The 12692-nt window shown below is 74.6% G+C and carries 5 protein-coding genes; 4 read left to right on the top strand and 1 reads right to left on the bottom strand.

Going from position 1 to position 12692, the window contains the following annotated elements; genetic code table 11:
* Positions 1 to 390: 390 nt before the first annotated feature.
* Positions 391 to 3501, bottom strand: coding sequence for an ATP-binding protein (locus tag ACIGXM_RS25825; protein ID WP_396564770.1), 3111 nt, complete (start codon positions 3499 to 3501; stop codon positions 391 to 393).
* Between the two features lie 444 nt (positions 3502 to 3945).
* Between ACIGXM_RS25825 and ACIGXM_RS25820 the strand changes: the two genes are divergently transcribed.
* The 4 genes from ACIGXM_RS25820 (at position 3946) to ACIGXM_RS25805 (ending at position 12654) form a co-directional block, all read left to right on the top strand.
* A complete protein-coding gene (locus tag ACIGXM_RS25820; RefSeq protein ID WP_396564769.1) occupies positions 3946 to 4239 on the top strand; it encodes a hypothetical protein in 294 nt (97 codons plus the stop codon).
* Positions 4240 to 4484: 245 nt separating this feature from the next.
* Positions 4485 to 5261 (top strand): hypothetical protein, encoded by a 777-nt coding sequence (locus ACIGXM_RS25815; protein ID WP_396564767.1) that lies wholly within the window; start codon positions 4485 to 4487, stop codon positions 5259 to 5261.
* Positions 5258 to 10969 carry a beta-ketoacyl synthase N-terminal-like domain-containing protein gene (locus ACIGXM_RS25810; RefSeq protein WP_396564765.1) on the top strand — a complete coding sequence of 1904 codons (5712 nt, stop codon included), beginning with the start codon at positions 5258 to 5260 and terminating at the stop codon, positions 10967 to 10969. Before ACIGXM_RS25815 ends, ACIGXM_RS25810 begins: the two co-directional genes overlap by 4 nt.
* Complete coding sequence (locus ACIGXM_RS25805) at positions 10966 to 12654, top strand: hypothetical protein (RefSeq protein WP_396564763.1); 1689 nt, start codon at positions 10966 to 10968, stop codon at positions 12652 to 12654. Before ACIGXM_RS25810 ends, ACIGXM_RS25805 begins: the two co-directional genes overlap by 4 nt.
* The last annotated feature ends 38 nt before the right edge of the window (positions 12655 to 12692 follow it).

The following is a 12692-nucleotide window of genomic DNA, read 5'->3' as shown; positions in this document are numbered from 1 at the left end:
GGAGATCTTCAAGAGCCACGGCAAGGCGCTGCCCGCCGAGGCCCCGGACAGGATCGTGGCGAACTTCGCCGAGGACGCGGTGTTCGTGACCCCGCACGGGGTGCGCCACGGTCGCGAAGGCGTCCGCGCGGGCTTCGCGCGGCTCTTCGCCGACCTTCCGCGCGCCAGGTGGGACCTGCGGATCACGGGCCGCCGACTCCGAGCTGAACCGTGCCGAGAACGGAGCGGACACCTTCGTCTTCCGCGACGGCCTGATCCAGGCCCGGACGGTCCGTTACGCTCTCGCGCCGAACTCCTGGGCCCGTGCCCGCCCGGGTCAGGGATGGTGGCGTTTCCACTCCCGGAGCCCGTGGCGGTCCGGCCGGTGCGACGTGGCCGTCGTTCCCGCGTTCACGGCGGGCTCGGGGAGGCCGGCCCCTGGGCGCGGTCGGCGAGGTCGGCCCGGCCGGTCGCGCCCAGGGTGCGGCCCACCCGGCCGATCAGTACGCTCACGTCCCGCGGGGTCATCAGCAGCGCCTGGGCGATCTGCCGGTCGCTGTGGCCGGCGCCGACCAGCTCCAGCACGCGGTGCTCGGTCATCGACAGGCTGGGGGCGGGCGGTGGCACCGGGTGGGGGCGCACGCCCAGCCCGGTCAACGCCCGGCGCGTCCGGCCGGCCAGCAGGACGCTGCCGCAGGCCTCCGCGAGGTCCAGCGCCCGAGCCAGGCTCTGCCGGGCCCGATCGGCCTCGCCGCTGCGCGCCAGGGCGACCCCCAACTCGTACCGGGCCCGGGCCAGCTCGAGACGGGCCGGGGACCGCTCCAGCACCGCGACGGCTTCGCGCAACAGGGCGACCCCTTCGGCCCCGCCCGTCACGACGCCCAGGCACCGCGACGCCACCCCGATCGACCGCGCGGTGCCCCAGCGGTGCGCCAGCTCCAACTCCTCGACGGCGAGCCGCAGCGCCTCCTCACGCTGCCCCAGCGCGAGGTGCGCGAGGGCCGCCTGCGACCGCCAGGGCGCCAGGGCGAGATTGGTGACCCGTGCCCGCCGCTCCTGCGCGCCGTACCCCAACAGGACCGCGAGCGCGGCGGCCGGATTGCCCCGCTCGGCGTGCACCCGGCTGCGGACGAGGAGCATCGGCCCCTGCCACGCCCAGCCCACCCGGTCACTGTCGGCATCCCGGGCCAGCGCCTCCGCCGCCCCCGTCAGGTCGCCGCGCTCGATCAGCGACTCGCCCACCTGGGTCATCATGGCTGCCCGGACCCGGAGCTCCATACCCTCCTCGGTCATGGCCGGGTGCCCGAAGTCCGACGTGAGCGCGAGCTGTCGACCCCGGTGGCGGCTGATCGACACCTGCCAGGTCAACGCCGCCGACACCATGAGGAAGGAGCCCCAGCGCCCGGCCACGTCGGCGATCTGGTCGAACCGCGCCGCCGCGTCCTCGAGCCGGTCCATGGCCACGAAGGCCAGCCCGGCCAGGCTCACCAGCATCTGCGACTGGTCCGTGCCCGCCAACCCGCCGCGCAGCGCCCGGTCGAGGAGGTCACCGGCAACGGCGGCGCTGGCATCGCCGCTGAGGGCCGCCACGGACAGCGCGGCCAGCACCGCGCACTCCCCCGGGGTGTCACCGGCCAGTTCGTGGTCCCGCAGGCGCCGGGCCCGCAACCGGGCCGCGGGCAGGGTGGACAGCTGGTCGTAGCCGATCAGCAGCATCTGGGCCTGCAGGTACCACGACACCTCGCGGGCGAGCCCGCTGCCGTCCTCCGCCTCCCGCAGGTCCTCCACCGCGCGGGCGAGCACCTCGACGGCGTCCTCGTGCTGCTGCTCGAGGAACAGCGCGTTGGCGAGCAAGTAGGCCGCCTGGGCTCGGGCGTACGGGTCGGTCAGCGCGTCCAGGGCCTGCACCAGCCGGTGCCGGGCCGCACCGACATCGACCTGCAACTCGTCCGCGCCCAACTCCAGCAGCAGCGGGCCGCGTTCCTTGACCGACATCGGTTCGCGCAGGGCCCGGCGCAGATAGGTCACGGTGACCTCCGGCGCCCCCCGACCACGGGTTGCCCGCGCCGCCTCCCGCAGGGCCTCCACCCGCCAGACCTCACCGTTGGGTTCGGCCAGCAGCAGATGGGCCGCCACCAGGTCTTCGGACGCCCCCTCGCACCGGAGCAGTTCGGCCGCCCGGGCATGCCCGTCGGCCAACTCCACCGGCCCGACGACGGCTTCCGCGATCGCGGCCCGGACCAGGGGATGCTCGAACCGCGCCACCTCGCCCGGTGCCAGCACACCGATCCGCTGCAACCGGCGGCCGAGCTCCCGGGCTCTCGCCTCGCCCAACCCCGCGAGTTCGGCCGCGACCTGCCAGGCGGCGCCGTCCCCCAGCACCACCAGGGCACGGACCAGCAGACGGACCGGCTCCGGCTCGCCCGCCAGGCGCTTGACCACGGTTCCCGCCAGGATCCGGCCCCGGAACTCCTCCACCACGGACACCTGATCGCCGGCCGGCCTCACCCCGGCATCGGCCAACGTCCGCAACAGCTCGCGCAGCAACAGCGGATTGCCCCGGGTCGCCTCGGCACAGGCGGCGGCGAACCGCGGATCGGCATCCCCACCCAGCCGGGTTCGCACCAGCGCGGCCACGCTGTCGGCGGCGAGGGCCGGCAGCTCGACGGGCCGACAGTGCGACTGGGCGCCGATCCGCTCCAACAGCGACTCGACCTGCGTCCCGGCATCCGGGCGCGCGGCCAGCACCAGCAACAGCGGCAGACCGCGCACCCGCCGGGCCAGGTACTCCAACCACCGCACCGACGGCACGTCCGCCCAGTGCGCGTCGTCGACCACCAGCGCGAGCGGCCCGTCGTCGGCGACGTGCACCATCAGCCAGTACAGGCCGTGCAGCACACCCAGCGACGCCTCCGGCGACAGCCCCGTACCCCCGTCGGCGCCGCCCACCCGCAAGGCGTACGAGGCCAACTCCGCCGGACCCGACAGCAGGCGCTCCCGCCCGGCAGAATCGGCCCGCGCCAACAGCGGTTCGACCAACTGCCGTAACACCGAGAAGGCGAAGTCCTGCTCCAGCTCACCGCCGTCGGCCCGCACCACCCGCATCCCACCGGCCTGCTCGGCACACGCCCAGGCGTTCAGCAGCGAGGTCTTCCCCATCCCCGCACCCGCCCGCACCAGCACCACCGCGCCCCGACCGGCCCGCGCCTCATCGGCCGCACGCTCCACCACCGCGAGCTGCTCGGCCCGGTCGAGCAGCACGGATCCCTCCCGGCCGCGATCGGCCGGCAGGCCCATCGGCCGCCCGGGGCGTCCGGCCGCCAGCAGCGCGGCGGCGCCGGTCTCCGCCGGCCCCAGCGCCGCCACCAACAGCTCCACCGTGCGGCGCTGCGGGCGCCCACGACGGCCCCGCTCCAGATCCCTGACCGACCGGGCGGACAGGCCGGCCGCCTCGGCGAGCTCCTCCTGGGTCAGCCCGGCCGCCCGGCGGCACTCCCGCAGAATCTCGCCGAACTCCCTCAACGGTCCACCGCCGCACCCGGACAGCGCGAACTCCGCCGTTCGACCAACACACCCTCCCCTGGTGTCCAGACGTCACAACGAGCCACGCCCCCGGAGGGGCAGGAGCGTTGAGTCACCGCACCCTACCCGCCAGTAGCACATCCAGGCGACCCTGCTGGAGACGTTCGTACGGTGCCCGTCCGTCGCCGTGGCGAGCACGGCGACGTGCACGGCGGGGTCACGTCGCCGACGAACGGCCGGGGCGCCTCCGGGCCTACGGTGAACCGCGCGCCGAGGAACACTCAGGACCTGTGGATCGGCTCGGGAGGGCATACCTTCCCAGGTGACTGACCGACAGGTCACCGAGCAGGACCGACGTTGCAGCGTCGGCCGGGAAGGCACGTCCTGTGCTCACTGTAGTCAGAGCCGACGGTTCGACGAAGGCGGAGGCCGCATGACCGAGCCATGGCACTGTCCGAGACCCGCTTCGGCTTCCCGCCCCTGGGCATCGACGTCTTCGACCCGCCCCTGCACGGCCTGGTCCTCACAGAAGCCGATTTCACCACCGACGAGGAGGCGTCGTCGTTCCTCCCACCCCGCAGGATCATCGCCCGGGTGACAGATGACGCCCGCTTCACAGGTGGCAGACTCATCCGGACCCAGCGGCACGAACTGCTCGGATGGCTCACCGAGTACGGGATCACGCCAGAATCCACCGCGCTGGATCCCGACGACGCCTGCCCGGGCCAGAGCTACTGACAGTGGCTCTCGGCTCCGCACCGACTTCAGCCGCGCCACCATCCTCTCGCCCGCCTCCCTCGTCCTGACCAACCAGCGACAAACGGCTCGCCAGGGATGACCACCTCCACCGTGGTGCTTCACCGGCTCGGCGGAACAGCACTTCGTGATCACGGGGTGTTCCGAGACCGCGCACGGGGAAGCAGTTCCCGACGGGGCACCGGCGCCGTTCGGAGCCGTGCCAGAACGAGCCCAAGGGGTGGGACATGGCCGACCTGCCAGGCCCGATATCCACGACCGGACCGGTGGATCTCGTGCCGCTCGACGAAGCGGTCGCACTGATCCGCGCGGTCCGGATCGAGGAGGCGCTCGCTGCGCTGGCCCCTGGGATCACCCCCGGGCAGCGCACTGGACTCACCGATCACTGCGAACTCGCCCACACGGCCGTGCTGTTGAGCGCGCCCTCGGAACGGGAGCTGCGCGCGGCCATCCGTTCCCGCGGGCTGACGGTGGGCCCCTGCCGCCCGAGCACGGTGGCGCGTCATCGCCTGGCCGACCGCTACGGAGCGGACCCCGAGGAACTGGACGTGAGCATCCTCAGCGCCCCGGTGCCCGGCCCCGGCGGTCAGAGGCGGGAAGTGGAGATCTTCGCCCTGATCGTGCCGGAGGGCTCGCCCTCCCGACGAGTGGCCGGTCCCGAGACGGCCGAGCGGAACGAGGAACACCTGGCGCTGCGGGTGCTCCGGCCCGACCACGTCGTCCTCGGCAAGTTGCGTGCCCAACTGACCGGCCCCGGGCGGATGCACTCCGACGGTGGCGGCTACAACGCGCACGAGGACGGTACGGTGCTCTACTTCCGCACCGGTTCCGTCGGCGGGTCGCCACTCTGCCGCCGCCTGGAGCTTTACGCGCCCGGACATCACCCGCACGTCCTGGCGGCCCACCTGGATGCGCGCGACCCGCGGCCCCTGGACGACTTCCCGCTCCAAGCAGGTCGCCCCGGGCCGGGCGGCACCCCGACCGCACGAGCGGAGGAGACATGACCGTCACCACCGCCGACTACCTGGTCCACCCCGGGCCGCACCCGTCGTACCGGCACACCCTGCCCGTGTTGCTGGACCGCCAGGCTGCCGTGCTCGGCGACGAGGTGGCGGCCACCGACGGGCAGGACGGCCACAGCTGGACCCAGTGGCGGGCGCAGTCCAGTGCGCTGGCCGCAGGCCTGCAGGACCGCGGCATCGGTGCGGGTGACGTGGTGGCCGTCCAACTGCCCAACTGCTGGGAGTTCCTGGTCGCGCACGCGGCCGCCGCCGAACTGGGCGCGGTGCTGCTGCCGCTGCATCTCGCGCTCGGTGCGCGGGAGTCGGCCGCTCTGCTCGAGCGGGCTCGAGCCGCACTCGTGGTGGCTGTGGCCGGCCGCGAGCCCGCCGGTGCGCGGCCGGTCCTGACCGTCGGGGCGGGTGGCGGGCCCGGGCACCTCGCGGAGTTGGTGAAGCGCTACGCCGGGCGCGGTCCCACTCCAGTGGAGGTGACGCCGGACTCTCCGCTGATCCTCGTGCCGTCCTCCGGTACCACCTCGCGGCGGCCCAAGATCTGCCTGCACAGCCACGGCGGGCTGCTCGCCAACGCCGAGGCGGTGGCTCGGGACGGCCGGGCGGAGCCGAACGACGTGCTGGTCAGCGCCAGCCCGTTCACGCATCTGTTCGGTCTGCTCTCCGTCCATCTGAGCTTGGTCACCGGTGCGCGGCAAGTACTGCTGGAACGCTGGGACCCGGATGCCTTCGCCGAACTCGCCCGGCCGAGCGGGGCAAGTGTGCTGTTCGCCCTCCCCGCGCAGCTGCGCGACCTGGTCCGGCAGGTCGAGCCGGATGGCCTCGCCCTGCGGGAGGTGCGCACGGGTGGGACCGCCGTTCCCGGCGAGCTGGTCGCCCGGGTGCGCGAGGCACTCGGTGCGCGGGTCGTCGTCCAGTGGGGGATGTCCGAACTCGGCGCGGGCACCTTCACCCGGCCGGACGACCCGGCCGGGACCGTGGCCGAGACCATCGGCCGTCCGGTGCCGGGGGCGCGCGCCAGGATCGTCGACGCGGACGGTGCACCGCGCGCCGACGGTGAGACGGGCGAACTCCAGTTCCGCGGCCCGCATCTGTTCCACGGCTACCTGGACGATCCGCGGGCCACTGCGGCGGCGTTCACCCCGGACGGCTGGCTGCGCACCGGGGACCGCGCCCTGCGCCGACCGGACGGCAACTTCGTCCACCGAGGTCGGAGTGCCGAGCTGATCAACGTCGGCGGGCTGAAGTTCACCGCCTCCGAGGTCGAGACGGAACTCGCCGCTCTCCCGCAGCCGCGGATGCTGGCCGTCGCCGCGCGGACCGACGCCCGGCTCGGCGAGTACCCGGTGCTGCTGGTCGCCCTGCGGGAGGGGACGGCGCTGGACCTGGCCCAGGTGCACGCCCTGCTCGCCGACCGCGGCGTCGCCCGCTACAAGTGGCCCCTTGACCTGCTCCTGGTCGACCGGATCCCACTGACCCCCAGCGGAAAGGTGGCCCGGGCGCGGCTCGGTGACCTGCTGGCCAACCCGACGCTGACAGGGCCGGCCTCCCCGGGTGCGTCGCCGCCCTTCGAGGCGGTGCTGGCGCTGATCGAGGCGGAGGTGGCCGCCCTCGCCGGGCCACCGGCCGGCGACCCGGTCGGTCCTCGGGTCCGGTTCCGTGAGCTCGGCCTGGACTCGGCCGGGGCTGTGCGCCTGGCGGTGCGCCTGTCCGAACGGCTCGGGCGGCCGGTGGCGAGCACGGCGGCCTTCGACCACCCCTCACCGCGGGCGCTGGCCCGTTTTCTCAGCGCCACGCCCTCGCCTGCTTCGGAGCCCGTCCCGGTCCCTGCGAACGGTCAGGTCCGGGGCCGGTCGGCCGGAGAGGATCCCGTGGTGATCACGGGTATCGGCTGCCGCTTCCCCGGAGGAGCGGATTCACCCGAAGCGCTGTGGCGGCTTCTCGACGAGGGGCGCGACACGGTCACCAGCCTTCCCGATGACCGGGACTGGGATGTCGACCGCCTGTACCACCCCCAGCCGGGGCACCCCGGGCGCACGTACGCCCGCGGCGGCAGCTTCCTCGCCGACGCCGCGGCCTTCGACGCGGCCTTCTTCGGGATCTCACCCCGTGAGGCCCTGCGGATGGATCCCCAGCAGCGCCTGCTGCTGGAAACCGGGTGGGAGGCGCTGGAGCGCTCGGGCATCGACCCCACCTCGCTGCCCGGCACCACCGGCGGGGTCTACCTGGGGGTGATGGCCGGCGACTACGCGCCGCGCGTGGGCGAGGCCCCCGAGCTGTACGACGGGCAGATGCTCACCGGGAGCGCGCCGAGCGTCGCCTCGGGCCGGCTCGCCTACCAGCTGGGCCTGACCGGCCCCGCCCTCACCGTCGACACCGCCTGCTCGTCCTCCCTGGTGGCGATCCACCTGGCCGTGCGCGCCCTGCGCCACGGTGAGGTCGACCTCGCGCTGGCCGGCGGAGCCACCGTCATGGGCACGCCCGCCGCCTTCGTCGACTTCGCGCGACAACGGGCGCTCGCTCCCGATGGCCGCTGCAGACCGTTCGCCGCGGCGGCGGACGGCACGGGCTGGGGCGAGGGCGCCGCCGTGATCGTCCTGGAACGGCTGTCCGACGCTCGCGCCAAGGGGCACCCGGTACTCGCCGTGGTTGCCGGCACCGCTGTCAACCAGGACGGGGCCAGCAACGGGCTGACGGCACCCAGCGGGCCCGCCCAGGAACGGGTCGTCCACCAGGCCCTGGCCGACGCCGGTCTGGAGCCCGGACAGATCGACGCCGTCGAGGCGCACGGCAGCGGAACCCCGTTGGGCGACCGGATCGAAGCCGGTGCGCTGGCCGCCGTCTTCGGCCGGGCCGACCGCACGCCCCGGCGCCCGCTCTGGCTCGGCTCGGTCAAGTCCAACCTCGGCCACACCCAGGCAGCGGCCGGCGTGGCCGGGGTGGTCAAAATCGTCCTCGCGCTACGGCACGGCATGCTGCCGGGCACTCGCCATGTCGACGGGCCGGACCTGCCGCCCGACCTCGCGGACGACACACTCAAGCTCCTGCACCAGGCCCGGCCCTGGCCCGCGGGCGACCGGCCGCGCCGCGCCGGCGTCTCGGCCTTCGGCATCAGCGGTACCAACGCCCACATCATCCTCGCCGAACCGCCGCTGCCGCCCGCACCGGCCCGGCCGGAACCCGAACACCAAGCGGACACCGTCGTCCCCTGGCTGCTGTCCGCACACGACCCGCAGGCCCTTCGCGCAACCGCCAGCCGGCTGACGGTGGCGGTCCGCGCCCAGCCCACGGTGGCCCCGGCCGCGGTGGGGCAGGCACTTCTCCGATCCCGTCCGACCCTGCGTCACCGGGCAGTGGTCGTCGGTTCCCGCCGGGAGGCACTGCTGGCCGGGTTGGACGCCGTGGCAGCGGGGCGCTGGGGACCGGACACCGTCTGCGGACACGCCGACGAACCCGGCCGCACGGTGTTCGTCTTCCCCGGGCACGGGGCCCAATGGCGCGGCATGGCCGCTGACCTGGCCGACTCCTTTCCGGAGTTCGCCCGCTCCGTCAGGGCCTGCGAGGTCGCGCTCGCCCCGCACGTCGACTGGTCCCTGACGGCACTCCTGCGCGACGCGGACGGCTCTCCCCCGCTGGAGCGCCCGGACGTCGCGCAGCCCGCGCTGTTCGCGGTCATGGTCTCGCTGGCGGAGCTGTGGCGCTCGTACGGCGTCCGACCGGACGCGGTGGTCGGCCACAGCCAGGGCGAGATCGCGGCCGGCCACGTGTGCGGAGCCCTCTCCCTCGACGACGCGGCCCGGTTGGTCACCGTCCGCGCCCGCGAGGTCCAGCGATTGGCTCCCGGGGCGATGGCCGCGGTGGCGCTGCCGGAGGACGAGCTGGCCGCGAGGCTGGCCGGCCGCCGCGGCATCACCGTGGCGGCCCGCAACTCGCCCCGCTCCGCGGTCGTCGCCGGGGACGTCCCGGCCGTCGAACGCCTGGTCGCCGACCTCATCGGCCAGGGCGTACGGGCCCGGCTGCTGCCGGTCGGCTACGCCTCGCACTCCGCCCACGTCGAACCACTGGCCGACACCCTGCTCGACGCCCTGGGGGGCACCCGCACCGCTCCCGCCACCGTGCCGTTCTACTCAACGGTCGAGCCCGGACCGCTGGACACCACGCGTCTGGACCCCCGGTACTGGTACCGCAACCTGCGGGAACCGGTGCGCTTCGCCGACACCGTCCGCACCCTCCTCGGCAGCGGCCACCGGCTCTTCGTCGAGGTCAGCCCGCGCCCCGTGCTCACCCAGGCGGTGGCGGAGACCGCGGAGGCAGCGGGCGTGCCGGCCAGCGCTGTCCCCACTCTGCTCCGCGGTGAGCCCGGCCCGCGCCGCTTCCTGCTCTCGGCCGCCGAAGTCCACGTGAGCGGCGGATCGGTGGGCTGGGAGGCAGCCCTGCGTGACGCACCGCCAGACCGGGTGGAACTGCCGACCTACCCGTTCCAGCACCGGCGCTACTGGCTCACCAGCGCGCGGCCCGCCGATCCCCCGGCATCTGCCGAACCCGAACCCGACCTCCGCACCACCGGCGCCGACCTGCTGACCCGGGTCCTGGCTCACACGGCGGCCGTCCTCGGTCACCCTGCGGACGCGGAGCTGCCGACCGACGCGACCTTCACGGAGCTCGGCGCCGGCTCGATGGCGGCCGTCGAACTGCGCGCCCGCCTCACCCGGGACCTCGGCCTGCCACTGCGCGCAACCGCTGTCTTCGACCACCCCACACCGCGCCGCCTCACCGACCACCTGGCCCAGCGACTCCGGAATCGACCCGACCATCCACCCGCGGACGGCGCCGAACTCCCGGACGGCTTGGACGCCCTGTACCGCGAAGCCTGCCGCACCGGCCGCGGCGCGGCCGCCCTCGCCCTGCTTCAGGCGACCGCGGCACTGCGCCCGACCTTCGGCCGCGACGACGCGGCCGTGCGGGCATCCCACGTCACACCCTTCGCCGGCGATGCGTCCCACACCGCCTCCCCGGACCTACCGCTGCTGCTCTGCCTCCCCTCCGTGCTCCCCACCGGTGGCCCCCACGAGTACACGGAACTCGCGCGGCACTGCCGGGGGCTGCGGACCGCGGTCCTGCCGCTGCCCGGCTTCGCCGCGGCCGAGGCCCTGCCCGCCGACCTCGCGGCACTCACCACGGCCCACGCCGAAAGCCTGCGGCAGTACTCCGCCCGAGCTCCGGTCCTGCTGTGCGGGCACTCCTCGGGCGGACTACTCGCCCACGCCCTGGCCCACCACCTGGAGCAGTTGGGCCACCCGGCGCACGGCCTGGTCCTGATCGACACCCCGTGGCCCGACACCGCCTTCCACACAGAAACCGTCCCGGCCGTGCTCGCCCTGCTCGCGTCCCGCCCCGGCCCGCTCACCACCGAGCCGGTCGGCACCGGCCGGCTCAGCGCGACCGGCGGCTACCTGCGCCTACTCGAACACCTCGTCCCCGAGTCCCTGACCACCCCGACGTTGCTGGTCCGGGCCGTCCAACCGCTTCCCGGAGTCGGCCACCTGGCTCGCTGGAACCTGCCGCACACCACCGCCGAAGCCCCGGGCGACCACTTCACCACCATGACCGAGCACGCGCCCACCCTGACTCGGGTGATCGAGTCCTGGGTCGCTGCCACGCTCGGCGCCCCACCCCGCCTCGAGGAGCCGCAGCCGTGACCGCTCGCACCCACCACCAAGCCATCGCCGCGCTGTTGCGCGTGCGCGACGCGGACCGGACGGCCTCGCCCTACCCGGCGTTGCGCCGGCTCACCGAGGAACTGGGGGCGGGCCGCCCCATGCTGGGCGACCAGCCACGGCTGCGCGGCCTGCTCGAACTCACCGCCGCCGCCGACCCCCGACTCTTCCACGTCATGTTCCTGCACCACTGCATGACCATCGGCCCCGCCCTCGACTACGGCGCACACCCCGCCGACGTCGACGCGCTCACCACCGGCGCCTCCGTCGGCGCCGCGCTGATGACCGAGCTCGGACGCGGTAACAGCAGCGCGGCCATCCGCACCGAGGCCGTCCTCGACCGTGCCAACGGCGAGTTCGTCCTGCACTCACCGGAGCCGGGCGCCGCCAAGTACCCGCCCAACGTGGGCGAGCACGGCGTGCCGCGGCTCGCGGTCGTCAGCGCACGGCTGCGGGTCGACGGCACCGACCGGGGCGTCTTCCTCTTCCTGGTCGAACTCCGTGACGCGCACCGGACCGCACCGGGCGTCACCATCCGCCCGCACCCCCCGACCTCCCTGCTGCCGCTGGACTACGCCACCGTCCGCTTCGACCAGGTCCGGATCCCCCGCCACCGCTGGCTCGCCGACGGTGCCGAACTCACGCCCGACGGCGGTTTCCATGACCCGGTCGGCGGCCCCGAGGAGCGGACCCGGCGCAGCCTGGGAATGAGCCGCTTCGCCTGGGGCGCCGTCACCGCCGGCCTGGCCGCCGCCGCCCGAGCCGCCGTCGCCCTGACGCTCCCGCACGCCCTGCGGCGCGCCACCGCCGACCGCGACGGCCGCGAGCGGACCGCCCTGGACCGCCCCGACCAGCAGCGCCTGCTCTTCGGTGCGGCGTCGGACGCGTACACCGCCGGCGTGCTCGCCCGCCGGGTGACCGGGGCCTGCTGGGACGTACCCGCCGGTGGCGGACGTGGCAGCGGGCCGGCCCCCGAGGTGATGCGCACCCTCGCGCTCGCCAAGGCGGTCATCGCCCGGCTCGCCGACCGAGCGGTGGCGAGGTGCCGCTCGGCGACCGGCGCGATCGGCTTCTTCTCGGAGAACCGGCTCGTCGACTACCAGGCGCTGACCGCGGCCTTCCACTCGGCCGGCGGCGACAACCGGTTGATCATGCTGGACGCCGCCCGGTCCCTGGTGGCGCAGGCCGCACCACCCGAGGACCCGGCACCGGTCCCGGACGAGGACGGCCTCGGCCCCCTGTTCCTCGCGCACGAGCGCCTGCTGAACTCCGAGTTGACAGTCCGTCTGGCGAAGGCCGTCGCCAGCGGCGCCGACCCGGCCGAAGCCTGGGACGACCAGTCCCGCCTGGCACTGGCCCTCGCCGCCGCCCACACCACCCGCGTCACCGCCGAGACCCTGGGACTCCACGAGGCCGACGACCCCGTGGCGGCGGCCCTGCTGCGGGCCGCCCGCCTGGAACGGGTCGTCGCGGGACCGGCCCGGTACCTGATGACCGGGCTGGTAACACCACCTCAGGTCAACGCCTGGTCCGCGGCCCTGGACGGAATCCACCGGTGGCTGCACCCGCGGGCCGCGGAGGTGGTGGACCTGATGGACATCCCACCCGCCCTCCTCGCCAGCCCCATCGCCGATCCTGACTACGTCGCGGCGCTCAGCAAGGGGTGAGGTCGGCAGACCCCGCGAAGCCGATCGCCCGGGTGACG

Origin of the sequence: Kitasatospora sp. NPDC052896 (assembly GCF_044547075.1) — a bacterium.
Lineage (GTDB): Bacteria > Actinomycetota > Actinomycetes > Streptomycetales > Streptomycetaceae > Kitasatospora.
The sequence above is the reverse complement of the archived record's forward strand: the minus strand, read 5'-3'. Positions and strand labels throughout refer to the sequence as shown.

Excerpts from the sequence above, each read along its gene's own strand:
- ACIGXM_RS25820 (WP_396564769.1), top strand. The coding sequence starts at position 3,946 with ATGGCACTGTCCGAGACCCGCTTCGGCTTCCCGCCCCTGGGCATCGAC.
- ACIGXM_RS25810 (WP_396564765.1), top strand. The coding sequence starts at position 5,258 with ATGACCGTCACCACCGCCGACTACCTGGTCCACCCCGGGCCGCACCCG.
- ACIGXM_RS25815 (WP_396564767.1), top strand. The coding sequence starts at position 4,485 with ATGGCCGACCTGCCAGGCCCGATATCCACGACCGGACCGGTGGATCTC.